Origin of the sequence: Salinivibrio sp. IB643 (genome assembly GCF_001996105.1) — a bacterium.
GTDB lineage: Bacteria > Pseudomonadota > Gammaproteobacteria > Enterobacterales > Vibrionaceae > Salinivibrio > Salinivibrio costicola.
The window spans coordinates 103292-129081 of sequence record NZ_MUFF01000002.1; the positions used below are offsets into that span (position 1 = coordinate 103292).

Annotated in this window: 22 protein-coding genes and 1 pseudogene; 6 read left to right on the forward strand and 17 right to left on the reverse strand. The window is 49.3% G+C overall.

Features of this window, described 5'->3' with window-relative positions:
- Window positions 1-164 precede the first annotated feature (164 nt).
- On the forward strand, window positions 165-1079 hold the full coding sequence (locus BZG77_RS01445) for a LysR family transcriptional regulator (RefSeq protein WP_077645913.1): 915 nt from the start codon (window positions 165-167) through the stop codon (window positions 1077-1079).
- 10 nt (window positions 1080-1089) lie between these two features.
- On the opposite strand, the gene BZG77_RS01450 is transcribed toward BZG77_RS01445, so the two are convergent.
- Entirely contained in the window at window positions 1090-2259 is a 1170-nt protein-coding gene (locus BZG77_RS01450) for a 1-acyl-sn-glycerol-3-phosphate acyltransferase (RefSeq protein WP_077645914.1), read from the reverse strand.
- Between the two features lie 194 nt (window positions 2260-2453).
- On the opposite strand from BZG77_RS01450, the gene BZG77_RS01455 reads away from it, so the two are divergent.
- Window positions 2454-3125, forward strand: coding sequence for a hypothetical protein (locus tag BZG77_RS01455; protein WP_077645915.1), 672 nt, complete (start codon window positions 2454-2456; stop codon window positions 3123-3125).
- Window positions 3126-3153: 28 nt separating this feature from the next.
- Here the strand turns inward: BZG77_RS01455 and BZG77_RS01460 are convergent, their stop codons facing one another.
- Window positions 3154-3675 carry a nicotinate-nicotinamide nucleotide adenylyltransferase gene (locus tag BZG77_RS01460; RefSeq protein ID WP_077645916.1) on the reverse strand — a complete coding sequence of 174 codons (522 nt, stop codon included), beginning with the start codon at window positions 3673-3675 and terminating at the stop codon, window positions 3154-3156.
- Window positions 3676-3904: 229 nt separating this feature from the next.
- Here BZG77_RS01460 and nadE point away from each other — a divergent pair, with 229 nt between their 5' ends.
- A complete protein-coding gene (gene nadE, locus BZG77_RS01465) occupies window positions 3905-4744 on the forward strand; it encodes an ammonia-dependent NAD(+) synthetase (protein ID WP_077460765.1) in 840 nt (279 codons plus the stop codon).
- Between the two features lie 35 nt (window positions 4745-4779).
- On the opposite strand, the gene BZG77_RS01470 is transcribed toward nadE, so the two are convergent.
- The 10 genes and pseudogenes from BZG77_RS01470 to BZG77_RS14885 form a co-directional block, all read right to left on the reverse strand.
- Window positions 4780-5334 (reverse strand): HD domain-containing protein, encoded by a 555-nt coding sequence (locus BZG77_RS01470; RefSeq protein WP_021023844.1) that lies wholly within the window; start codon window positions 5332-5334, stop codon window positions 4780-4782.
- Window positions 5335-5418: 84 nt separating this feature from the next.
- Window positions 5419-5586 (reverse strand): YoaH family protein, encoded by a 168-nt coding sequence (locus BZG77_RS01475; RefSeq protein WP_077460953.1) that lies wholly within the window; start codon window positions 5584-5586, stop codon window positions 5419-5421.
- Between the two features lie 97 nt (window positions 5587-5683).
- Window positions 5684-6817 (reverse strand): conjugal transfer protein TraF, encoded by a 1134-nt coding sequence (gene traF, locus BZG77_RS01480; protein ID WP_077645917.1) that lies wholly within the window; start codon window positions 6815-6817, stop codon window positions 5684-5686.
- Between the two features lie 124 nt (window positions 6818-6941).
- The gene (locus tag BZG77_RS01485) at window positions 6942-7859 is read right to left on the reverse strand and encodes a DUF2861 family protein (protein ID WP_077645918.1); all 918 of its coding nucleotides are present in this window, start codon (window positions 7857-7859) and stop codon (window positions 6942-6944) included.
- Window positions 7856-8521 (reverse strand): response regulator transcription factor, encoded by a 666-nt coding sequence (locus BZG77_RS01490; RefSeq protein WP_077460768.1) that lies wholly within the window; start codon window positions 8519-8521, stop codon window positions 7856-7858. The genes BZG77_RS01485 and BZG77_RS01490 overlap by 4 nt, the downstream gene beginning before the upstream one ends.
- The gene (locus tag BZG77_RS01495) at window positions 8493-9932 is read right to left on the reverse strand and encodes an ATP-binding protein (RefSeq protein ID WP_077645919.1); all 1440 of its coding nucleotides are present in this window, start codon (window positions 9930-9932) and stop codon (window positions 8493-8495) included. The genes BZG77_RS01490 and BZG77_RS01495 overlap by 29 nt, the downstream gene beginning before the upstream one ends.
- A 220-nt stretch (window positions 9933-10152) precedes the next feature.
- Window positions 10153-11529 carry a Re/Si-specific NAD(P)(+) transhydrogenase subunit beta gene (gene pntB / locus BZG77_RS01500; protein ID WP_077645920.1) on the reverse strand — a complete coding sequence of 459 codons (1377 nt, stop codon included), beginning with the start codon at window positions 11527-11529 and terminating at the stop codon, window positions 10153-10155.
- Window positions 11530-11538: 9 nt separating this feature from the next.
- On the reverse strand, window positions 11539-13092 hold the full coding sequence (locus BZG77_RS01505; RefSeq protein WP_077460771.1) for a Re/Si-specific NAD(P)(+) transhydrogenase subunit alpha: 1554 nt from the start codon (window positions 13090-13092) through the stop codon (window positions 11539-11541).
- A gap of 293 nt (window positions 13093-13385) precedes the next feature.
- Window positions 13386-13676 (reverse strand): annotated as a pseudogene (locus BZG77_RS01510) (HlyU family transcriptional regulator).
- Window positions 13677-13820: 144 nt separating this feature from the next.
- On the reverse strand, window positions 13821-13994 hold the full coding sequence (locus BZG77_RS14885) for a hypothetical protein (protein ID WP_021023852.1): 174 nt from the start codon (window positions 13992-13994) through the stop codon (window positions 13821-13823).
- A 349-nt stretch (window positions 13995-14343) separates the two neighbouring features.
- On the opposite strand from BZG77_RS14885, the gene BZG77_RS01515 reads away from it, so the two are divergent.
- A complete protein-coding gene (locus tag BZG77_RS01515) occupies window positions 14344-15273 on the forward strand; it encodes a hypothetical protein (RefSeq protein WP_198532369.1) in 930 nt (309 codons plus the stop codon).
- 237 nt (window positions 15274-15510) lie between these two features.
- Here the strand turns inward: BZG77_RS01515 and BZG77_RS01520 are convergent, their stop codons facing one another.
- Window positions 15511-17259, reverse strand: coding sequence for a bifunctional metallophosphatase/5'-nucleotidase (locus BZG77_RS01520; protein WP_077645921.1), 1749 nt, complete (start codon window positions 17257-17259; stop codon window positions 15511-15513).
- A 121-nt stretch (window positions 17260-17380) separates the two neighbouring features.
- Here BZG77_RS01520 and BZG77_RS01525 point away from each other — a divergent pair, with 121 nt between their 5' ends.
- Window positions 17381-18277 (forward strand): NAD(P)-dependent oxidoreductase, encoded by an 897-nt coding sequence (locus tag BZG77_RS01525; RefSeq protein WP_108743923.1) that lies wholly within the window; start codon window positions 17381-17383, stop codon window positions 18275-18277.
- A gap of 330 nt (window positions 18278-18607) precedes the next feature.
- Window positions 18608-19552, forward strand: a complete 945-nt coding sequence (gene ylqF / locus BZG77_RS01530; RefSeq protein ID WP_077645949.1) for a ribosome biogenesis GTPase YlqF — start codon at window positions 18608-18610, stop codon at window positions 19550-19552.
- A 67-nt stretch (window positions 19553-19619) separates the two neighbouring features.
- Here the strand turns inward: ylqF and BZG77_RS01535 are convergent, their stop codons facing one another.
- The 4 genes from BZG77_RS01535 to nrdD form a co-directional block, all read right to left on the reverse strand.
- Window positions 19620-21611: a methyl-accepting chemotaxis protein gene (locus tag BZG77_RS01535; protein WP_077645923.1), complete on the reverse strand. Its 1992-nt coding sequence runs from the start codon at window positions 21609-21611 to the stop codon at window positions 19620-19622.
- A 169-nt stretch (window positions 21612-21780) separates the two neighbouring features.
- Entirely contained in the window at window positions 21781-22965 is a 1185-nt protein-coding gene (locus BZG77_RS01540) for an amino acid aminotransferase (protein WP_077645924.1), read from the reverse strand.
- A 74-nt stretch (window positions 22966-23039) separates the two neighbouring features.
- Window positions 23040-23537: an anaerobic ribonucleoside-triphosphate reductase-activating protein gene (gene nrdG, locus BZG77_RS01545; protein WP_077645925.1), complete on the reverse strand. Its 498-nt coding sequence runs from the start codon at window positions 23535-23537 to the stop codon at window positions 23040-23042.
- A gap of 10 nt (window positions 23538-23547) precedes the next feature.
- Complete coding sequence (gene nrdD, locus BZG77_RS01550) at window positions 23548-25689, reverse strand: anaerobic ribonucleoside-triphosphate reductase (protein ID WP_077645926.1); 2142 nt, start codon at window positions 25687-25689, stop codon at window positions 23548-23550.
- Between the last annotated feature and the right edge of the window lie 101 nt (window positions 25690-25790).

Genomic DNA, 25790 nt, shown 5'->3' on the forward strand with positions numbered 1-25790 from the left:
ATGTTTTTAGTGTGTCTCATAGGAAACAATAAGATAGAAAAAAGAAAAGGAAGGGGGTTTTACGGTGCTTCTCTGATAGCTTAGTGTGACGTTGTCACTATTAATTCCAGAGGCAGGGAAATATGTGGTAGTCTCACCCTACTGAGAACATGGAAGCACAGACTATGCTCGAACATCTTCAACAAATTGTGGTGTTGGCTGCCGTTGCACAAGAGCAGCATTTTACGCGCGCCGCTGAACGACTTGGGATTTCCAAATCACAAGTGAGTAAACAGGTTCGTTACCTCGAGGATCGTTTGGGCGTCCAACTGGTACAGCGTAACACCCGCTCGGTATCGTTGACCGAAGTGGGAACTCGATATGCGGATTATGGTAGCCAGTTAATGGCAACCTTAGATGAAGCCGAAGCCATGGTCGCAGGTTATCGGAATGAGGTAACCGGTAAGCTAAAAATCGGCGTCGCGCAGTCATTCGGTAATACTATAATGACGCGCCATTTTGCCAAATTCCGACAGCTATACCCTGATCTTAATCTCGACATTAGTTTGTTCGACCATCGCCCTAACCTGGTCGAAGAAGGCTATGACTGTTGGGTAGCGATTCATGAGCACCCTCCTGAGGGAATGGTGGCGAGAAAATTAGCAGACTGTCAGTTCAAACTGGTTGCTGCCCCAACCTACCTTGCAAATAACGGCATCCCGCAACAACTTAATGAATTACGTCATCATGACTGTATTACTTATCAAAGCCGTGAACGTCGTTATGACCAATGGCCCTTCACCAAGGCCAATACGGAACAAGTGGTTCATGTCAGCGGCCAATACACAATCAATAACGCCCCTGCGGTGCTCGAAGCAGTCAAAGCGGGATTGGGGATCGCCTATCTCGCGACCTATCTATTAAACGATGAGTTAGACACGGGTGAGCTGGTTGAGGTACTTCCCGACTGGCAGCCTTGTCTCGAACTGCCAATTTATATCGTTTACCCACGGCGTAAGCATCTTGCGCCCAAGGTCAGAGAGTTTGTCGATTTCATGCGTGATGAAATTGGCGATCCACCGCCTTGGGATCGCCAATAAAGTGACAAGGTCACTCGGCGTTTTGCTCTCCTACAACGTCGACGACGTCGTCATCTGAAAGAACAGCACCTACTGCCTGTTGGTTGAGAACTGGATTGGCGTACATTTGTTGCAAATATTCACGCGCCGCTTCAGGCGCTTGAGCAATTTTTTGCTCGTAAAGACGGCGTTCGGCTGGTGTGACACTGTCATGTTCTACCCCAGCCGCAATATAGTTGGCCGGATACAGCCGATACAGCTGATGCATTTGGCTATCGATCTTCGCCGCCATGGAGTCAGGCGTATCTTGTGACAGTGTCACTGGCTCACCAAAGGCGACATGAACATGGCGCTTGTTGCCGACGATACCTTTGACGATGGTCTGAATGTCTTCAAACTCACTCTTTTCGTACGCCCCTAATCGCTTAACCGCATCCAATTCCGTCGCTTTGTCCAGATCACAAGGGTCGTTTTGATACGATATTGCTACAGGAACCACGTTTAAGTTGCCCATGTACGTATCAAAATCTTGCTTACGTTTTCGGCCTTCCATAAAGAACATTTTTAAGATCGCAGGATCAGTGATGTCTTCGCCGGTTTTTGCTCGCCCTTCTCGTTGCGCAATCCATATAGACTGCCCTTCATCGAGAGAAAGACGTAAGTAAGCGGATAATTGTGATAGCGATTTCATCATTTCACGGGGGGCTTTAGCAGAGCGCTTAACAATAAAACTTTTATTCAGTTTCATCAGCTCCGTTGCACACGGCTTACGCAACAAGTTATCACCAATGGCGATTCTTACCGTATCTAATCCGCGCTGATGCAAACACCAATTCACTAAGGCGGGATCCATGGCAATATCCCGATGATTCGAGACAAAGAGGTACGCTTGGCTTGGGTCGAGATTTTCAACACCGGAGACCGTGACTTTATCGCAGCTTGTTTTGATCATCTTGCGCATATAGCTGGCAACATGTAGCTGCACATCCTGTACGGTTCTGATGTTATTCCACTTTTTGGTCAGATACAGTTTTAGCGCAGGCTTGAGTAGCCAACCGAGCGGGCCTGATGCGTGTGGATAGCGATAAGACAGAATCGCATTGATAAATTCATCATCTTGAATAAGACGCTGAATCGCACCTGGAACTTCTTCGTCATAATAAGGACGAATCTCTTGATAGGGATCGTTAACTGTCTGCACGTTCTTCCATTATAGCTAATAAAAACCGCGCTATTTTACGCAGCCAAACAAGGATTCAAAGTGAATCCACCGATATTTTCCACAGGTTGGAGGTCAGACCTTATTGCACCAAAAGGGTTCCCTTTCGGGGTGTGTACTTGACCTTAACAGCAAAAGTGCTCACCATTGCCGCCTTGTTACATTGAGACGCCATTATGAAGTACACCAGCGAACATACGTTTTACCAATCATCATCACTGACTTTTACGCCTCGTAAGCGTCGTTACTCGGCCAATTTGCTGTTTGTTGAAGACGGCGTCGTATTTGTTCGCTTAGGGAAAGCCGACATCCCTGTGCATAGTGGTCAAGGATTTTGGCTTCCATTTGAATGTTTGCATGCCCTGACCATCACGCCAAACACACGAGTACATCAACTGGCCATATCGCCACGTGTCACGCAGAAGCTGCCTACACAAGTTGGGCATGTCGAGGTGTCCCCCCTACTTGTTGCCAGCCTTTGTGCACTGCTTACGTCAGGATATCAGCCGTCATCATCAGCGCAAGCACGCCGGCTTCACGCTGTCGCATTAGATCAGGTTTCACTCATGACACCGTTGCAAACACTCAATCGACAAACCCAAATCTTGGCAGACTGCGTAACACGGGCACAAGCAGGTCAACCGCCCGCAAACGCTGAACAACACTATCAATTACAAGCTCTCACACAACTGACCATGGAAGACTTACACGAGTATTTTATCGTGAGACGACTCCGTGCCGCCCTCAAATCCGGGCAAACATTAATCAAAGCCGCGGCTCATATCGGCATCGCACACGCGCAGGCAGAATCACTGTATGCGCGTTATACCGACACCTTCGAGGCGTGATACACAAGACGAATCAATCTATCATGTGCTAATACGCCCTGAACGCTGAGTCGGTTAGCTGTGCCGCGACGTTCGGGGTGGTTAACTCACTAATGGGTAGTCCCTGTTGGAGTCGTTCACGTATGTGGGTACTTCGAACCACCACTTTTTCTGGCATCCCTAATACAGACCAGCGCGCAAGGATCTTGTCACTGTTCGCGAATTGACCAAACTTAACCAAGTTGTCTGGTCCAACAACAAAAGTTAACGCGGCCTCTGGATAATCTTGCTGTAACGCACTCAGTAGCATAAACGTTGTGACAGGGTCACCTTCAGCGCCAAGCGATGCCTCGCGTTGACATAGTGTCAGGTTCGAGAGCGCGACATCATCGATAAACGTCCGCACCCACGCACAGCGAGTGTCATAAGGCGCCATCGCTTTCCCCCAAGCATGCTTGTAGCTAGGGACCAGCAATACCTGATCAAAGTGATTCAGTTGTGCTAATACCGACGCATGGCCTTGCGTCGGCGGATTAAAAGCGCTACCAAACACTGCAATTTGCTCTGTCATCGTATTCTCTTAGCCAAACCATTCTGGCCGAACCATTCTGGCCGAACCATTCTGGATACGGTGGATATCGCGCACAATGATGCCATGAAACCAATCAAAAACCTAACACGTAACCCGCAACGCGAAGGGATTGATTTGGCTATACCCAACGCGCCAGAGATCATGCACAATAATACGCAGCCAAACCTTCATTAAAGTCGCATGCCAGAGTTAAAAAGAGGAACACAACATGGAACACCCGATCCGCGAAGAAATGCGCGTGCAACCCACGATTGACCCAGCGCTCGAAGTACGCCGCCGCATTGCGTTTATCAAAGCCATGCTACAACGTTCAGGAACCCGGAGCCTTGTATTAGGCATTAGTGGAGGCGTCGATTCTTCAACATGTGGAAAACTGGCACAATTAGCCGTTGACGAACTTAATCAAGCCGCAGGCACCGAGCAATATCAGTTTATCGCGGTACGCTTACCCTACGGTGAGCAAAAAGATGAGGATGAAGCCCAACTCGCGCTATCATTTATCCAACCAAGTAAAACCGTGACCGTCAATGTAAAACCCGGTGTCGACGGTACACATCAATCGGTACTCGATGCAGTGTCGGAAGTTGGGCTATTGCCAGCAAACGAAGGGCGGATTGATTTTGCCAAAGGCAATGTTAAAGCACGCGCCCGAATGGTTGCACAGTATGAAATTGCCGGTTTAACCCAAGGTTTGGTCCTCGGCACCGATCACTCGGCAGAGAACATCACCGGCTTTTATACCAAATTCGGCGATGGCGCCTGCGATCTTGCCCCTTTATTTGGTCTCAATAAACGCCAAGTGCGTCAACTTGCCGCCCACTTAGAGGCGCCGGATGTGTTAGTTCATAAAGTCCCTACCGCGGATTTGGAAGACTTATCGCCACAAAAAGCCGACGAAGACGCATTACAACTCACGTATGAGCAAATTGATGATTTTCTTGAAGGTAAGCCAGTCGATAATGCGGTGAAAGAGAAGATTATTAAGGTGTACCAGGCAACGCAGCACAAACGACAGCCCGTCCCGACTGTGTATGACTTAGATAACTAACGACTAAGCATTAACCGCGTCGTCGAAAACAGCGGCTAAGAGATCGACGCGTGGAGCTGATGATCAGGATGTCGGTCTGCGTGTTGGCCGGCATCAATCAAACCATCTAGCTCTTGCCATAAGTTGTCACACAAACCGGGGCGATATACAGCAACGCGAAAGCCGCCGTGTTCGCGTTGATATTGCTCAAACCGTTTTGGGCTGTGTTCACTACTGGCAATGACGTTCGCGAGTCGATCACAGGTTTTTACCACCAAGGCAAGCCAAGCCGCCTCATCCGTGACATCAAGCACAATCAAACGCTGGTTTAACGCGCGTTTTCGCTCTTCGCGATTGGGTCGGCGCGGATCGGTCACCAGCATCACAGCGCGGGCTACCGTGGGGCCGAAAAGCGCAGAGATCTCATCCACACGCGTCGCGGTGTCTTCCAAAATATCGTGCAGTTGCGCCACAATACGTGCTTGTTCACCAAAAGGCGTGGCAATCCGCTCGACATGATCCAGGTGACAACGATAGGGCTGAGCGCCATACCGCTGGAGGGCATGTCGCACCCTCGCCCACTCTCGCGCTTGTTCCAGCCGACTACCCATCCAACACTCCTTTACTGACCTACTTTAAATTAATCAGGGATTGTTGGAATTGTAAATAAAAACACAATATGTTTGCAGTGTGTCTCACTCTTCAGACGAAGAGGCTTGAGCCGCTTGCGCTGCTTGCGAACGTATTTCATTGGCAACCTGCATAATCGCCTCACCGCTGCTCATGCCTTTTGCCATCAGCGCGTGAATGCGCTCTGCCGCTTCTTGTTGTTGCTCGTGGTTTAGCGTAACGCCGTCAAACATTCGGTTACTCTCTTGATGATCAATGATTGGTAAGTGATGATTAAAAAAGGCAGGCCATTTTAGGGCCTGCCCAATCATTTGTCATGCAGTAACTGATTTAAAACGTAAAGGCCAGCTGAGCGGAACCACCATAGCTGTTGCTATCGATGATACTCGCGGCGATATCAAGATTGGCGACACCAAAGGGGGATAAACCAAGACCGAGGGTAAAGGCATTATCGACATTGTCTTCTAGATCCGCACGATAGCCGGTGCGTAGTTGCGCATGGCCAAAGGCGTCAAACTCTGCCCCGACTCGGAAAAACTGGGTGTCATCATCCACATTAAGCGTACCTTTAAAGCCGCTTTTCTTGTTGAGATCTAAATCGGCAGCAACGGTCACAAAGTCAGACACAAACGCCGAGCCCAGGGTAAATTGCGGCTCAAGCTCATAAGTGAAACGGTTGTTATTGATGGTTACGGTATCGACATCTTGGCTAACTAGGTTCTTACCGGCAAGGCCGATCTGGTACGGGCCCGATTGCCACACGGCGCCCAAATCAAGATTGAAAGCATTTTCTTCTTCGCGGTAGCGGCTGTCATCCCAATCATCCGTATCGTAGTCGTCAACCGCGACGCCGTAATTATAGGTGGTAATTCTCTGTAGTTTCGGCGTCACGCCCACCGCAACGCGCTGGCCGGCAATATCAAGGTTGGTTGCCAGTGCGACCCCTAACTCACCAACCCCGGCGGCAAGAATGGTTGCTGAGGATTCTGGTGTAAAGTTACCAGTTGATTGATTAAAGTCATCGGAATCGATATCTGTTAAGACTGCTCCCTCAATTAACCCAGATGTATAGAGTGTCGCCGAGATAGAGCCTGTGGGAATCCCCACCGCAGCACCAACACCGGCATTGACGTAGGCTTTATCGCCTTGCACCGCTCTCAGTGAAGATTCAATTTTTGTTGCATCTTGTTGGTCAAACGCATCGGCGACATCATCGAGGCCGTCAATAAGCTCATCGGGATCTCGCGCTTCGGCACCAATATACGGGATAAGCACCCCAAACGCGCTATCGGGATCAAGTGCAGCCAAAGCTGGGTTATGAAAGCCTGCGGAAAGATAATCCCCCGATGCCACGCCTACCCCACCCATGGCATTGGCACGGGCATCGGTTGGGTTAGTCGCCGCCAACGCACTGGTTGAGCATGCGACCAGTGCCACCACAAGCGCTTTTGTTTTAAAGGTCATTGCGTTACCCCTATGTTTTGATTTKCTATTTGAAAGGCAAGCATAGAGGTAAAAGTGAAAAATTGGACCGATCTCACTAAAAAGGTGTGAACTTTATCAAATTGACCATAACGCAAATGCCTATTTATTCGTCACTTTGTTTGTCCGAGCGGCTCGGCGCTATCCTATTTAAAGCGTCAGGATCCAAATCCGGTAAATCAATCGCCCGGCCGATACGCTGAACTTCTTCAATTGACAGCGCGCCCTGCCAGCGCCTTTCAATCAGGGCAACACTAAACCAGTATTGACCATTAGGCACATCTAACATTGGCAGCTGGGTAGGAAGCCGCTTATGCTTTTCAGCAGACCAGATCGGGGCACCATCCGGTTGATTGTGCGGATACAGGTTAAGGCTCAGAAAGGGCCGTTGACAAGTTGAGTTAAAATCATCAAAAGGGGCAATGTGCCAGCTTCGGGTATCTTTCCAGCTCAATGTTTGACGTGGCTGAGGCTGGGTGAGAAGCAACCAACTCGACCACGTATGGCCTGATACTGACTCGGCTGTGAGTTGATAAAGACCTTGGGAAATAGGATCGGAAAGGCCATCTTTGATCAAACGCCAACCGTGTTGCTGCGCCGGAGAGAACTCACCACGCATCACCGTTTGATCCGGCCATTTTTTTAACGTGAGTGCATTCACCCCCGTTTGCGACTCCCCTGACACTTGGAGCCGATAATACACCCGACTCGTGGTTTGGACCGTTTCGCGACGCACAGATATATTGCTCAACCAATCAGGCAATGTCTTTTGGCTTAAACTGCGCCCACAGTCTTCCGTGATCGCGAGCGCAAGCAGCTGAGCGAGATGATCCTGCTTGGCAGCAGAAAGATTGGGTTGCTGCCAGGCTTCAATCATGGCCTCTACACTGGCTGCGGTTTTTCCATTTAATAGGCGCTGATGGGCACTGGTTAACGCGTCATTGCCGTTAAACCACGCAGCCTGCGCGCCACCAGCACCCAGCATAGTTGCTAATAGTCCAAAGAGAGCGCGCGTTTTCATCATGCCTTCATGCGATAGCCGACGCCACGTAGCGTCTCGATATTCACCGAGGGCAGCTTCTGGCGTAGTTGTAATATATGGGTGTCAACCGTACGCGTGGTAGGATAATGGTTATACCCCCACACTTGATCGAGCAATTCATCACGCGTAAATACACGCCCTGCGTTTTTGGCGAGGAAATGCAACAAGTCAAACTCAGTGCGTGTCAATGTCATCTCTTGGTCACCACAAAAGACTGCACGACTCGCGGTATCGATTCTCACCTCATTGATTACGAGATCGTCACTCGATATTTCCGCTTCTCCGACAGGGTGACGAAGATGAACACGCACGCGCGCGAGCAGCTCTGCTTCGGCAAAGGGTTTAGTGATATAATCGGTAGCGCCCGAGTCTAATCCGCCAACGCGATCACGCACGGACACCATGGCTGTCAGCAAGATCACTGGCACGGTTTTGAGTTTATTCCAATCCGCGAGCCATTCGATTGAGTCGCCTTCAGGCAGTTGGCGGTCCAAGATGACAAGATCCGCATCTCGCCATAACTCAGCAACTTTCGTCGCACTATCAGCATATAAACACTGGTAGCCCGCTTGCTCCAAACTTGCCAATAAGCCGTCTGCTAGATTGGCATCATCTTCAACCAGAAGTAACGTCGGTTGCGTCACAATGAATCTCCAAAGTAAATGTGGTGGGTGGACCAGAAAGGATTAACTTGCCCCCCATTCTCTCAATCATCGATTCTACGATCGTCAGCCCGAGCCCAAGACCGCTTTGGCTGACAAAGGGTTTACGTATGTGCTTCCAATCCTTGGCGGTTAGATCGCCTTGGTCACATATTGCAATGGTGAAACGATCCGCTGATACCTTTGCATGCACTTCAACCGGGGCGACACCAYAATTGACCGCATTAGCAATCAAATTGTTCAATGATGTCGTCAACCAATAGACATTGGCCCGCACCGCGCCATCTTGACTCACCTGAAGCGTCACTTGATGTTCTTCACAAATGTATCCTAACCATTCTTCGATAGACGGAATCGTTTCTTTGCCCAATGGCTTTTGATTCGACTGCAAGTAATCCTTACTCGCTTCCGCCAGCTGTTTTAGACGCCTTGAATCTTCACACAAACGACGAAACTCATCATAAAAGGGCTCTGGTAACGTATCGAATTTACGCCGAAACCCCTCAACCGTCATCGACAAGCTGGCAATGGGGGTACGTAACTCGTGCGTCAATATTTGTAATACCAGCATACGCTCTTGCATCAACCGACGCTGTACCGTCCATCGGTTAAATGCCCAACCACCGAGGGCAACCAGGTTGATGATAATCAGCGCGCCGACAAGATAAGGCCAATAGCTGGGCGCTTTTTCTTCATTCCAACAAATGTTCCCCACACGGGCCAAACAAAAATCTTGCTCCCCCCGAGGCGTAAGAAGCAAATCAAATTCAGCGACAAGAGGCTGCCATTGCTGCGCGGCATACAAATGGTAATAGCTGCCCACACGGATCCACATTTCATTTTGACTGACCAAGGCTTTAGCGCCGCCATTTAGAGCCTCGACCGCTGATGAATCCATTCTTTGTAGCCGACCGAGTAAACTGTCAGGCTCGGCTTTTGGTCGCTCTTGGATATGAAAAAAGCGCACAAGTTCGCTACGTCGCGCGGGGTATTTCTCCACGTATTTGGCCGCATAGCTCCCGCCACCGGGATGAATAAATCCCGAGCGAGAAAACCAAGCCACCGGAAGCTGGGTGTTATTACACATGGCACGAGTAAACACCAAAGGCTCTGTCACTTGCGGATTCACCGGCCAAGGTCCTTGACACTTTTGCGCAGCCTGATAGAGCCGGCGAATATCTTTTAACGGATAACGAGTCGTCTGTGGTAATAGGCTATCTGGACTTAGCAACACCCGCGGAAAGGCACGGTTAATACCGATGAGGTTATAACGCGCAATAGGATCCGCCAAAAGCAACTGCGCTCGGAACGCAGTCATTTGCTCTGAAAATGTCGTCGCCGCCATGGCTGGCCAGGCTGTCAGCGTGAAAATGATTAGCAGCAGAATTCGCATAGTGACAGCTTACCACCAAACATTGAAATAATGTCAGTGCATTGTAAGTTCGCGCCGCTCGGATGCAAGCTCTCGAATCAAAGGTATGATTCTGTTCATTGCGAGGAGAAGATCAGAGCTGTACTCACTGCCGCAGCTACCGACTACGCATAAAAAAGAGCCAGTCAATTAACTGGCTCTTCTGAGCAATAGTGCTTTAATTTATTAGCAGGCTATTGGGCTATAGCGCCTTAGAAATCGCCTCGACGCTTTGCTTGGCATCGCCAAAGAGCATGGTGCTGTTGTCTTTAAAGAACAATGGATTTTGTACCCCAGCATAGCCGGTATTCATTGAACGTTTAAAGACCACCACATTTTTAGCATTCCAGACTTCAAGTACAGGCATGCCTGCAATGGGGCTAGAGGGATCATCTGTTGCAGCGGGGTTAACTGTGTCGTTAGCCCCGATCACCAGTACCGTATCCGTATCCGGGAAATCATCATTAATTTCATCCATCTCTAAGACGATGTCATAGGGGACTTTCGCTTCTGCGAGCAACACATTCATATGCCCAGGCAAACGCCCTGCAACGGGGTGAATCGCGAATCGCACGTCAATGCCCATATTACGCAGTTTTTCTGTTACTTCGTAAACAGGATATTGCGCTTGCGCAACGGCCATACCATAGCCGGGTGCGATCACAACACTGTTGGAGTCTTTTAGCATTTCTGCGACTTCTTCAGCGGTACTCTCGCGGTATTCACCGACCTCTTCATCACCCGATGACGCGGTGCCATCTGAACCAAAGCCACCAGCAATCACACTAATGAATGAGCGGTTCATGGCCTTACACATGATGTAAGACAAAATGGCACCCGATGAGCCGACCAATGCCCCCGTGACGATCAGTAGATCGTTCGCCAGCATAAAGCCTGCCGCTGCCGCTGCCCAACCGGAATACGAGTTCAGCATAGACACCACAACCGGCATGTCTGCGCCGCCAATCGAAGCGACAAGGTGATAACCAAAGGCCAGCGCGATGAGCGTCACTACAATGAGTGCGAACGTGGAGCCTTCGGCATTGACGAAGTTAATCAACAGTAAAAAGGAAACCACGACGGCGGCAAGGTTAAGCTTATGACGATGCGGTAACGCCAGCGCTTTCGACGAGATCACGCCACGCAGTTTACCAAAGGCGACAATCGACCCGGTGAAAGTCACTGCACCGATAAACACGCCTAAGAAGATCTCAACTAAGTGAATATTAAGCATCGCACCGGTCAGCGGTGGATGATCAATATAGGTGTTAAAACCGACTAATACCGCCGCCAGGCCGACAAAACTGTGCAGCATCGCCACCAGCTCCGGCATTTCGGTCATCTCAACCCGTTTGGCGTAGTAAATACCAATCGCGCCGCCAATGACCATCGCGAGTATAATCCAACCAACGCCTTGAACATCGGGACCCCAAATCGTCGCCACCAGCGCGATGGCCATCCCGGTAATCCCGTAGTAGTTACCGGCACGCGCAGACTCTTGCTTTGAGAGCCCAGCCAAACTCAGAATGAAACAGAGTGCGGCAACAATATACGCAGCTTGTACCAATCCTTCAGACATTCTTTCTCCTTACCCTTTACGGAACATTTCAAGCATGCGCTTTGTAACAGTAAAGCCGCCAAAAATATTGATACTGGCGATCAACACGGCAATGAAGGAGAGGAAGGTAACAAAACCGATCCCTTGTCCTACTTGCAATAGCGCCCCGACGATAATGATGCCTGAAATCGCATTGGTGACGGACATCAGTGGCGTGTGTAGCGCATGGGTTACATTCCAGACCACGTAGTAGCCTACAACACAGGCAAGCACAAACACGGTCAAATGAGAAAGGAACTCACTTGGGGCGTAGTTGGCAACCCAGCCAAACGCCCCCAACCCGGCGGCCATTAAGCCATACTTGGTTGCCCGTGACGTTTTTTTCGCCTCTGCTTTCGGTGCAGGTTCGGGTTTAGGTTCCGCTTTCGGTTGTGCCGACACTTGAATCGGCGGTGCAGGCCACGTCACTTCGCCTTCTTTAATAACGGTGACGCCACGTACGACTACATCGTCAAAATCAATGGCAATATTGCCGTCTTTTTCTTTGCAAAGCAGTTTGGTGAGGTTAACCAAGTTAGTGGCATACAGTTGTGATGACTGAGTCGGCAAGCGCCCTACCATATCGGTATAGCCAATCACTTTGACCCCATTTGGCGTGGTGATGACTTGGTCTTTTTCGGTGTACTCACAGTTGCCACCATTGGCGGCTGCCAAATCAACAATCACACTCCCGGATTTCATGCTGTCTACCATCTCTTTGGTAATCAGCGTTGGCGCAGGTTTACCAGGGATCAGCGCCGTGGTGACGATAATATCGACATCTTCTGCTTGTTGCGCATAGAGCTTTTGCGCAGCCTGATTGAATTCATCCGACATCTCTTTGGCATAGCCATCACTGCTGCCTGCACTGTCTTGTTTGAAGTCCACTTCAAGAAAGTCAGCGCCCATGCTTTCAACTTGTTCTTTCACCTCTGGGCGAACATCAAAGGCACGAACAATGGCACCTAGGCTCCCGGCAGCGCCAATCGCAGCCAGACCTGCCACCCCGGCACCGGCAACAAATACCTTGGCAGGCGGTACTTTACCGGCCGCGGTGATTTGCCCGGTAAAGAAACGGCCAAATTCGTGGGCCGCTTCGACAATAGCGCGATAGCCCGCAATGTTTGCCATCGAGCTTAGCGCGTCTAAAGATTGTGCRCGAGAAATCCGCGGCACGGCATCCATCGCCATCACATTAACATTGCGCGCCGATAATCGCTCAAGCAGCTCTTCGTTTTGGGCAGGCCAGATAAAGCTGACAAGCGTGGTGCCTGCTTGTAGTCGTTCCACTTCATCTTGACCGGTTTGTTCAATCACACCCGGTGCGTTGACTTTAAATATGACCTCAGACTGCCAAACGGCATCCGTATCAACAATGGTCGCCCCGGCAAGTTCGTACGCAGTATCTTCGAAGCTTGCTTTTTCGCCCGCTCCCTTTTCTACCACTACGTCAAAACCGAGTTTGATAAGCTGTTCCACCGACTTTGGCGTCGCAGCTACCCTCGTTTCATTAACGAGCCTCTCTTTTGGAACACCAATCTGCATAGCTATTCCCTGAATGTTGGCTTATAAAAAATTTTTTAATCGTCACAGGTGAGTACCACCTGAGAGACATTCACTGACTAAATTCGTATTGAAAACGGTTTTACCCATTGTTCACTCAGTTGCGGGGGTCAGTAATTTGTGCTTAGCAACGCAACAGCCTTAACTTAACGAGTTTATTCCTTAATCACCACAGGGCGAGGATCGCCATTAGGGTATAAATGTGATCCAATCGACAATTTATCTGTTTTTATTGTTCATAGTTATGCATTAATTTTGGTATCACTCAGCATCGCCTAACCGCCACGCGCAAAAATCTTGTCGCCATTCTGGTCAATCATCATTTTGGCCTTTGTGATCATCAAGCTATTTGCATCGTCTTGATTTCCCAATAGATCAGAACGGATAAAGTGATGGGTCATCACCTGTTCATCGATTTCTTTGCAAATACGCCCGCATACACGGTACTGGCCGCTTTATGCGGTCGCTTCGGGGTAAATCAAATAGCCTTTGTAATCTGTTGGGGTCACAGTCGCTTTAGCTTGTTTCGATTGACCACCAGAAAAAAGTGCGGAAAACCATCCCATCTTTCTTTACTCCTTTTTATCTTTCGGCTCGGACAAATCAGGCAATATATGATTGGTTAATGCCAAGGGTGATTAAACCACAAATAAAAAAACGCCACATCTCGATGATGTGGCGTTTCGCGTTCTGTCTACGTTTTTGTCGTCTTATCGGTTTATGCCGATATCACGCTGCAAATGCGCCGGTAAACGGCTTGCATCATAAGCAGGTGCTTGCGTGCTGCGGGTAAACAACACATCCATGGCATGAGCGATCAGTCCTTTGATAGTTACCGCGTAAGATCGACGTGAACGTGTCATATTAACCGTTGCAGTCGTCATACGATCCTCGCTTTATTTTCTGAATCACTCGGCGCGTAGTATAGGTGGCTAACCCACAATGATAAATTGATGAAAATTAAAGCATAGGATTAGTTTTTATAATCCGAAAAGCAAGCAATCGCTAATCAGAAAACCATGTTAACTTACGGTTAAAAAAGCGCCTATTTGCTTTTATGTGCCCTTGAGCTGTCATTATATTTATTTTGTTTGAAAGCCGTCTCCACACCCATGCGATACCTTGTCACTTGCACATAGCCGTGTCTTACTTATTAAAAATGGCGATTTATCGCTCGATTATCAATTAAAACCTGATAACATCAATGTTACACATGTCACTAAGGTGTTGACCATGCTTGCGTTTCTAGCCCGACACTCTGCGATCTTTCTTTTTATTGCTGCGCTGATTGGCTTTGCATTTCCAGCGGTATCGCTAGCGTTGTTTCCTTTTCTTCCCTATGTTTTGTTTGCGCTGATGCTATTTACACTGCTTGGCATCCACCAAGGTTTACTGGTAAAAGCACTGGGCCAGTGGCAAGTGTGGGTATATGCATTTATTCATGCGGTGGTATTAACGCTGATAACCTGTTCGATCGCTTGGTTATTGGGTGCATCGACAGGGTTATTACTCGCGATTAGTGGGATCTGCGCAACCGGCTCCTTGTTTGCCACACCCGCCATTATCCGTTCGTTAGGCATGGACGCGCTGATCGCCATGGCCTACACCATCGCCTCAACGTTGCTGATGCCAGTTGTCTTATTCGTCAATTTAACAATATTCAGTGGTGATGCTTTTTCACTCGATTTACAAAGCTACGTGATTCGATTAGTGGTATTTATTTTCGGCCCCATGGCGTTCGCTGCGATTTTTCACGCGCTGGTTAAGCCCGAAAAACTCAAACGCATTCACGGCAAGCTCGCACAGTTTACTATTGTGCTGGTGTTTAGCTTTCCTTTGGGACTGGTGGGGCCATTTGGAGAAACCTGGCAAAAAGATCAAGCGTATGCCCTAGAACTGTTAGCAATTTCAGTCGCACTTTGCATGCTTTTTTTTACCATTGCCTTCGGTTTATACCGGCGACAAGGACAAGCAGCCAGTATGATCGCTGCGGTGACCGCTGTAAATCGCAATGTATTACTGACCTATACTGTTGCCGGCGTCGCACTTGGCCCGGTATTTTTACCCTTAATCGGTGCCATTCAGTTACCCATTTACTTACAGCCACTTTTGGTTCGCTGGGCCATGCGTCACGCGCATCGCGCTGACACGCAGGTACCCTAGCGCGGCTCGTTTATACAACCGGTACAAAATAAACCAAAGATGCCCAAGCTATCAGCCAAAAGCTAATCAACCCCACATCAAACCAATCACGTTTTTCCATCACCTTCACCTTTCGATAGTATGGCTACATTCAGGGCACCTATTACTGTTATCGACAATAACGACCCAAACTTAATCTAACGGCAACGTTATGCCGAACGTGCAACCTATCGATGAATAAGCAAAGGATGGGCCAAGTTATTGACCCCAACAGGTTTGTGTCTGATCGGGTGTACTCAAATAACACACTAAAGGCTGGCTCGGGAGCGCGAGTGCGTTTTGCTGCCGTGCATACCGAATAAAACACTCCGCCATTGATAAACCAATTGAGCGACGACGGCCTGTCTGCAGTGCGTCATAGCCCTCTTTACCTTGTGCCGTATAAGATGAGGACACACCGGTATATCGGTGCGCATCGTCCATCGCCACCCAATGCTCACCCCGTTTGATTTCTAATTGGGTGATGCGCTGCCCCATCGGGCGCCACGCTTCATAACGATAACGGATAGCGGCACAATACGGGAAACTGCCGGTCCCAAGGCCAGCAACGCCATTGTTGGTCGCGTTGTTGATTGCCCCTTCTAACGCGCTGCGGATTTGTTCGCCTGTCACTCGATACGCGATCACGTCGATCGCAAACGGCAGCAGTGTACCGGCAATTAATGCAGCAGAAAGCGGGCCAGCGTTCAATCCAACTCGAACCCCTCCCGCATTATGTATCGCAAACTCCGCATCAATCCCTTGCTCACGCGCCGCCCAAAGAAAACTCTCGGTGACCAAAGGGGCCACGTCGCTACTGCCTTCGCCGTCAGGGACGCGAACATGGCGTAAACGCTCAGGCACATGCGTGACAATATCACGCTCTAATTGTGCCACTTGTGGACGATACGTCTGTTGCAAGTGGTGTTTTAGATCTAAATCACTCGGCAAAATGAGTACATTCGACTGACTATTCAGATAGTCGCGCGCCGCTTGATAAGAAGTGGCGGTTAATTGCTGCTCGCGCGACGCATCCATCGCCAAACTGCGTCCAAGCAGCACGTAATTTTGACCATTAAAGGCTGTTGGCCGACCTTTTTCATCGATGGATAACGTAAAACGGCCAATAGATTGCGCATGGCACCCGGCTTGCACAATCCAAGTATCATTCACTTGATACCCGTATGGATCTTGGGCCTCGAGACCAATATTTTGAAAATCGCCTTGTAAGACATGTGTGTGCCCTCCCACAATCACATCAATGCCTTTGACTGCTGCTGCGAGTGCCTTGTCTTTGTCATAACCAAGGTGGCTTAACAAAATAATGGTGTTGACCCCTTGAGCACGCAAATACGCCACCGTATTTTTAGCTATCTGGGTGGCAGGCAAAAACGGCGTATCGTGATCGGGATGTGCCAGTGCCGCCATTTTCTCAACCGCCAAGCTAAACAGACCAACCTGGTGGCCCGCGTAGGTTTTGATCAGGGTGCTCGCACGTGCGTGCTCTGGCAGGTATGGCATCAAGCTAGGCTTATCGCTTACCCGTTTTTGCTTGTCTTTTGCTTCATCATCCACATGCCAATTACCGGCAAGTAAAGGAAACTTAATATCATCGAGAAAATCGGCAACGGGCCCATTGCCTTGATCCAGTTCATGATTACCGATGGCCATCGCGTCGATCCCAAGGCGATTAAGCATGTCGGCATTTGCTTTTCCTTTAAACAAGGAATAATACAGCGTGCCCTGGAAGCAATCACCGGCGTGCAGAAACAGAAAGCCGTGCTGATTTTGTTCAGCCTGATGACGAAAGTGCTTCACCGCCGATGCAATGCGTGCGAATCCACCGCAATTGGCATATACCCGTGTGTCTTCGCTATCTAAGCTGAGCGAGACAGGCGTAGACTCAAAGTGTGAGTGCGTATCGTTAATATGCGCGATGGTTAATGAGAATGGTTGTCGTGCTGTCATAATAATCCGTGCCACAACACAAAAGAAGATGATACAAGCTTAACATTGACATATACAAGAAAGGTTAAGTTTTTGATAGATTACTACCTAATCCACAACAGGGAAGCGTGACGACATGCAAGTGAACAAGACCAAAGTGGCTTTTATTGGCCTCGGCGTGATGGGATTTTCGATGGCCGGCCACCTGCAACGTAACGGCTACCCAACCCGGGTTTACAACCGGACCCCCGGCAAGGCCGAAAGCTGGTGTACAACCTATCAAGGACAGAGTGGATGTACCCCTGCTGAGGCAGTCACTGACGCTGACATTGTCTTTATGTGCGTAGGTAACGATGATGACGTACGCAGTGTGGTCTATGGCGACATTGGTGTGCTGGCCAATATGAAAAAAGGCAGTACCTTGGTGGATCACACTACCACCTCTGCAGAGCTGGCGACTGAACTTGCCGACGTGTGTAACCGACAAGGTATTCACTTTTTGGATGCGCCTGTTTCCGGAGGTCAAGCGGGCGCCGAAAACGGCAAACTTACTATTATGGCAGGTGGCGATCCTGCTGTATTTCGTCATGCTGAACCTGTGATGACTGTTTACGCCAGTGCGATTGAGCATATTGGCCCAAATGGTAGCGGCCAGCGCTGTAAAATGGCCAACCAAATATGTATTGCCGGCGTCTTACAAGGCTTATCCGAGGCACTCACCTTCGCGCAATCCGCTGATCTCGATATCGAAAAGATGCTCAATGCCATTAAGCACGGTGCCGCGGGCTCCTGGCAAATGGACAATCGCGCATCGACTATGGCACAGGATCAGTTTGATTTTGGCTTTGCGATTGATTGGATGCGTAAAGATCTGGGCTTTTGTTTAGAAGAAGCCGCCAAATTAGGCGTGAACCTTCCCTTAACCGAGCAAGTGGATCAACAGTACAGGCAGCTGCAACAACGCGGATACGGTCGAAGTGATACCTCAGTCCTGATCAAGCAGTTTGATACGGATACTAAACCATCTTCATCAACCTAACCTAAAAATATGGCCATCCTCGGCACTTGAGGCCGAGGAAAGGCTAAACAAGGTGTATACTAAAGTTAACCAATAAGGAGGGGTGTAATGACAGCTATCTATGTAATCTGCGCCATCGCCATGATCATTGGCCTGTTCACCTTATACGCACCCTCTATTGAAAAATGGTGTGATAAGCAGTTGAGCCCGAGCAAGAAAGATAAGTAGTTATTATTTAGTAGCACACCCCAGCTTTTCTCATCGATACCGTTAAGTGGTATGATGCGCGCCATTGTCGCGCCACTGACTTGTATGACGTTGGCGCATTCGCATCAGCAAGGTTGTACAAACATGGTTAACAACAAGATCCAGTGGTTTCCGGGCCATATGCACAAGGCTCGAAAGGAAATCGAAGAAGTCGTCCCTAAGATCGATGTGATCATCGAAGTGCTCGACGCACGCATCCCCTTTAGTAGCGAAAACCCTCTGATCCGCACACTGCGTGGCGACAAGCCAGTGATCAAAGTACTGAACAAACGCGATCTTGCCGATCCGGCCATGACAGATATTTGGATGGCCCACTTGGAGCAAGAGCAAGGCGTTTCAGCAATGGCAATCACCACGCAGCAGCAAAGTGAAGTCAATCGAATCATGGAGCGGTGCCGCGCACTGGCCCCTCATCGCGAAGCCATGGGTAAAAATATTCGCTCGATGATCATGGGGATCCCTAACGTAGGCAAGTCCACCATCATTAACAGCCTTGCTGGTCGAGTGATTGCAAAAACAGGTAACCAGCCCGCCGTGACGCGCCAGCAGCAACGGATTAACTTGCAAAACGGCGTGGTGCTCTCTGATACACCGGGAATTTTATGGCCAAAGGTTGAGAATCCACATAGCGGTTTTCGTCTCGCGGCAACCGGCGCTGTGAAAGATACAGCAATGGACTACGACGAAGTGGCTTTTTATACCGTGGAGTACTTGGCGAGTGCCTACCCCGAGCGGCTACAAGAACGCTATCAGCTTGATCTATTACCCGACACAGACATTGAGTTGATGGAAGCGATTGGTGCCAAGCGCGGTTGTCTGCGTGCGGGAGGGCGGGTTGACTTGCACAAAGCCTCGGAAGTGCTGTTGCATGATTTACGCGCCGGTGCGCTAGGTGGCCTCACGTTAGAGAAACCGGACATGATTGAAACCGAGCTGGTGCAGGTTGAAGAAGACAACGCCCGCCGAGAGGAAGAAAAAGCCGCTAAAAAAGAGGCCCGCCGTAAGCGTTACCTCAAAAACAAACGTTAATACAATTCGTGACATCACAACAAGTCACATGCCAAAGGGGCATTCGGCCCCTTTGGCAAGTATGCAGCTAGACTTTAAATTGCCCCACTAATTGTTGCAACGCCGCATTTGCCGCTTGTAAATCATGTGCACGCTGCTCGGTAGTTTGCCCATGTTGATGCAGCTTGGCGACGATATCACGGATAGACGTCATGGTTTGACTAATATCTTCAGTGACCTGGCTTTGCTCGGTGGCGGCTGTTGCGATTTGCGTGCTTAGCTCGTCAACCTGCGTCACCGATTGGGTCATGGTTTCAATCCGCTGCTCAACCTGTTGGCTACTCTCTGAGGATGAGACACACTGCTCTCTCGTCTCCTGCATGGATTGACTGGCCTGTGTCACAGCGTCACTGACCTGTGCCAACATCTTATCGACTTCACCGGTGCTCTGTTGCGTCCGCGAGGCGAGGTTTCTCACTTCATCCGCGACAACCGCAAAACCGCGTCCCTGGTCGCCCGCCCGAGCCGCTTCAATCGCCGCATTCAAGGCCAGTAAGTTAGTCTGTTCTGCAATATCACCAATCACGCCGAGAATGGATTCAATTGCTTTAGTATGCTCTCGCATTTGCGCGACTTTTTGCTCACTGGTTTCCACGTTATCGACGAGGGCTAAGACACTGCGTGTCGATGCCTGCGTCTCTTCACGCGCTTGCTGGGCTTCTGATTGCATCTGACGCGTGACATCATGGCTTTGATTAACGTTTTCCGCGACATCAGAAGCAGAGGCACTTAGCTGATTAATCGCGGTAGCAACGCCTTCTGTTTCTCTTACATGGGCGTCTAACGTCGACAATGTTTGGCTAGCATCATGACTGATTTGCTCAACATAGTTCGAACAGGTTTGATTTGCGCTCATCACTTTCTGTACTAAATCTTGCAAGTACGCGATAAAATCATTCACTGAATGAGAGATGCTATCCAGCTCATCATTACCTTTTGTCGGCAATCGTAATGTGAGATCCGCATCGCCTGAGGATAAGCTATCCACATTTTGCTTAAATGTCGCAAATCGGCCATGAAGTCGCTTAAACGCAATGAGCATGACCACGAGCAATAAGCCGATCAGAGGTAACTGGATCCAAGCAAGGGTGGTGATAATTTTATCGCTCAGCGCCGTGAGTGCCGAGGTTGGCTTGGCAACGACCAGCGTCCATGGCGTACCAGAGACTGGCGACAGCAATAAAGTTTGCTCCTGGTCTTTACCTTCAAAGATCAAACGCTGCGTCTGTTGATTTAGAGCCGTATCAATAGCCTTGGCGAAAGGCGTGTTGAAACGTGAGACCGATTTAAGTACATCGTCACGCGTGAAACCACCACGGCTTTGGCTAAGGATCTTGCCATCGGATTCCACAATGGCAATGTTGGCATCTAAGGCTTTTTGCTTTTCTGCGACCAATTGATTAAAAAAGCCAAGCGTGACATCAATGGTTGCTACACCATATAAATTGCCTTGCTGATAAATCCCCATGGCACAATTGGTACGAGGCTGAGCGCTGGCACCATCTTTATAAGCATTGGCCCAAACGCATGCTCCCCGAGGCGCATTTTGACCCGCACGATGCCAAGGTTCGGTGTAATAATTTGGGGCCTCGTCGCTATTCCAGTAAGTATTTTCAACCAATTGTCCGCTGTCATCACGGTGATAAAAGGTAGAGGCGCGATCAACGCCCGCGAGGCGTTTATTAGGTAGTGGCCATATACCGCCTCCAAATACCAGAGGGTTGCCGTACTGATCAATAAGGTGCGGTAGTTGGGTATCGATTTGGGCGCTGGTTAAGGTTGGGATAAGTTGCGTAATGGCGCGCTGCTGCGCTTTTACTTCACGAAGAGCGAAGGTAATATCGCGACCCACTTCATTCAGGTTAAGCTTAAGTCTTTCTTCTCCCTCTTTTTTTAGCGTCGGTGCAATCCATGTCTGTATGCTAAAAACAGTCAGGATCGTCGCGATCAGTAAAAAGACGATCAATCCGATACTGTATCGACCTTGTATGGTGGCAAACGGTGATCGAGTCGGTTGCATGAACATTCCCTATTTATTTACAACTTAGATACATGAGTATAAGACACCGAAATCTTGTGTTGTAAAAAAAGCGTGGGGGGACATCACATTATGTGTACGCAGTTATAAAAAACCCGTCATACCGAAGTACGACGGGCGTATGCTAATGCCTTTATGTGATTATCACTGTTTATGACGTCACATCCACCAGCGCATCGGCCAACCTATCGATATGTCGCTCTGCTAGGCCAGCAATGTTGATCCGGCTATCTCCTACCGCATAGACGCCGTGTTTGTCTCGCAACTGATGGATCTGCTCACCAGTCAGACCAAGTACGGAAAACATGCCACGATGGTGTTGGATAAAATCAAAATAACCGTCACCGGTGCGATCGCGAAGGGCTGACGTCAAGCCTTCTCGTAAGGCATTAATGCGGGTGTTCATAGCTTTAATTTCATTGCGCCATTGCTGCGTAAGCGCATCATCCGTCAAAATGGTTTCGACAATTGCGGCACCGTGATCCGGTGGCATGGTATAGGTGCTGCGCGCCAGTTGCATGATGCGCCCTTTCGCATTCTGCGCTTCTTGGGCAGATTTACCCACCACAATCGCCGCGCCTGTACGTTCTCGATACAAGCCAAAACTCTTAGAGCAAGATGTCGCAATTAATAACTCTTCAACATTATCGGCTAAAAGACGCAAACCCCGAGCATCTTCTTCTATCCCATCACCAAAGCCTTGATAGGCAATATCAACAAAAGGAGTAAATCCGTTGCGATTTGCAAGCTCTGTGATCGCTTCCCATTCCTTCAGGCTTATATCAGCACCTGTGGGGTTATGACAACAACCGTGTAACAATACCACATCGTCCGCGCCCGCCTGTGATAAGGCATTCAGCATGGCATCGGCGTCCACCATTTTGGTCTCACGATTAAAATACGGATAGAATTTCACCGTCAGGCCTGCCGCTTCCATCACCGGCTTGTGGTTCACATAGCTGGGGTCTGTCAACCATACGGTAGTCACCGGCTTCGCGAGATTCATCAGATCGGCCAGCATACGCAGCGCCCCACTTGCACCTGGTGTTTGCACGGCGGCACAACGGTCATATACGTCCGTCCCTTTGAGTAAGAGATCGACCATAGCTTGGTTGAAGTTTTCATTGCCGGCCAGGCCAACATAGGCTTTGGTTTGCTGAGTTTGCGCTAGGGATTGTTGTGCCGCTTTAACGGCTTGCATAATTGGCGTTTGACCATGACTATCACGATAAACGCCAATGCCTAAGTCCATTTTATGCTCACGCGGATCGTCACGATAAGCCAGTGACAAAGAGAGAATGGGATCCTGCTGGGCAGGCGAGAGCAGATCTAACATAGTAATACGTCCTTTTAAGCCTGAATGCTCAAGATACGCTATACCCTACCCCATGCGGGAAAATTGGCAACCTCTTACCCGTGATTCTCTTGTCGATGTTGCGCACGCTCGGACAGAAAGTGTACGCATTGGTTGGCACTCCCCCGCCATACGAGGTTTGGATCGGCCTCTGCTTGGATAAATTTGCCGTCGATCAGCACATCAATCAACGCCACCACCTCTTGCTGCTCAGAGGATAATTGTTCCAGCGTGTAGCCTGTCCACAACCAAATGTCTTTATCCGGGGCACTTAACACCACTTCTTGTAACAATTCTTTTACACTGTCGAGGTTGGCAGGATGCAAAGGATCGCCACCACTTAACGACAAACCGCGCCGCGGGATCCGTGTATCGAGAAGATCATGAATGATCTGATCTTTAATCACATCAGTGAAAAGGTGGCCACTTTTCAGCGGCCATGTGGCTTTGTTATAACAGCCTCGACATTGATGCTCACAACCTGAGACAAACAAAGTGCAGCGCGTCCCAGGCCCATTGACAATATCGACCGGGATATATTGGTGATAATGCACGATATACTCCCTACATATGTTTAACGCGGCGGATCACTTCTTGCTGCTTACCTGGGTTAAATGGACGTGTATCCGGGCTACCCAAATAGCCACAGACGCGACGAGTCACCGACACGCGCGCTGGGTCGTGATTACCACATGCCGGACAGGTAAAGCCTTTGCTGATGCAATCAAATTCGCCGGTAAACCCACATTCATAGCATTCATCGATCGGCGTATTGGTGCCATAGTACGGCACACGATCGTAGCTATAATCCCAGACGTTCTCCAACGCTTCTAAATTATGCTGGATGTTGGGGTACTCGCCATAGCAAATAAAGCCACCATTGGCTAAGCGTGGATAGTCCATTTCGAAATCGATTTTATCGTAAGGTGTGACTTGTTTTTCCACGTCGAGGTGAAAGCTGTTGGTGTAATAGCCCTTATCCGTCACCCCTTCAAGCACACCAAAGGCTTGCGTATCAAGCTGGCAAAAACGACTACAGAGGTTCTCACTCGGGGTGCTATACAAACTAAAGCCATAGCCTGTTTCTTCTTTCCAGCGTTCGGTCGCATCATGCAAGTAGGCGACAATCGCTTTCGCTTTCTTTTGCTTGACCACGCTGTCGTAAAGATGCGGCGTGCTGCCATAAAGGGCATTAATCGTTTCGTGTAGGCCAATATACCCTAGCGAAATCGATGCTCGGCCATGTTTGAAAATCTCACTGACTTCATCATCTGGGTTAAGGCGGATCCCACATGCACCTTCCATATATAAAATGGGCGCCACGCGGGCTTTTACCCCTTTAAAACGCGCAATTCGAGTATCGAGTGCCTGGCGAGCAATATTTAACGTTGCATCGAGGCGCGCATAAAAGGCGTCTTCATCCCCTTCTGCTTCAATCGCCAATCTGGGTAAATTGACACTGACCACGCCCAAGTTATTCCGCCCTTCATGGATCAATTCGCCGTTTTCTTCATAGTCACTTAAGAAGCTTCGGCAGCCCATCGGGGTTTTAAACGAACCGGTGACCGATACAACTTGGTCATAATTGAGAATATCGGGATACATTCGTTTTGAGGCGCATTCAAGCGCAAGTTGCTTGATGTCATAGTTCGGATCGTCAGGCTGTCGGTTTAAGCCCTCGCGAATGCAAAAGACCAATTTAGGGAACACAGCGGTTTTGCGATTTTCGCCCAAACCGGCAATACGGTTGGCTAAAATAGCACGTTGTACTGCACGCGCAGACCATGATTCACCGAGCCCTAACCCAAACGTAACAAACGGGGTTTGCCCATTGGCCGTATGTAAGGTGTTTACCTCATACTCCAGCGATTGAAACGCATCAAAGCACTCTTTATCGGTTCTTGCTCGTGCATATGCCTCGGGCTCAGCAATGGCCCACTCTCGCGCCACAAGTAAATGTTTTTGGTAGCTTGCTTCAACGTAAGGCGCTAACACCTCATCAATACGATTGATGGTGGTGCCACCGTATATATGACTCGCCACTTGCGCGATAATTTGTGCCGTCACCGCTGTGGCGGTCGAAATCGACTTAGGCGGGGCAATTTCTGCGTTCCCCATTTTAAAGCCTTTTTGCAACATGCCGGCTAAGTCAATCAACATGCAATTAAACATGGGGAAAAAAGGCGCATAGTCTAAATCGTGGTAATGAATTTCGCCGGATTCATGGGCGCGGACAACGGCGCTCGGTAGCATGTGCTGTTTGGCGTAATGCTTCGCCACGATGCCCGCGAGTAGATCGCGTTGCGTCGGAATAACTTTGCTGTCTTTGTTGGCGTTTTCATGCAGCAACTCGGTGTTCGTTTGACCGACCAACCCTTGCACCTCATGATTCAGTCGACCTCGGCGCTCTCGTGCAATGTCTCTATCGTGGCGGTATTCAATGTACGCGCGCGCGACCGCTTTATGCGGGCCAGCCATAAGCACATCTTCTACCGCATATTGGATGTGATCGATGTCTACTTCGGCATCGCCAGCAAATTGCGTCGCAATGGTATCCGCTAAACGACGAATCGCCTCATCAGTCAATGGGCATGATTCAACGTCACGCAGCGACTGCGCTGATTCTCGCGCACACGTCACCGCCTGAACGATACGATCTGCATCAAATGGGACGCGTGTTCCGTCGCGCTTAATTACCGCTGGCATATGCCCTCCACACTATATATAGGATTGTAAAAACATCATAAACACAAGATGTGGAATTAGATAGCAAATACGGGATCGATTGTGTTGACTCAGATCATCGA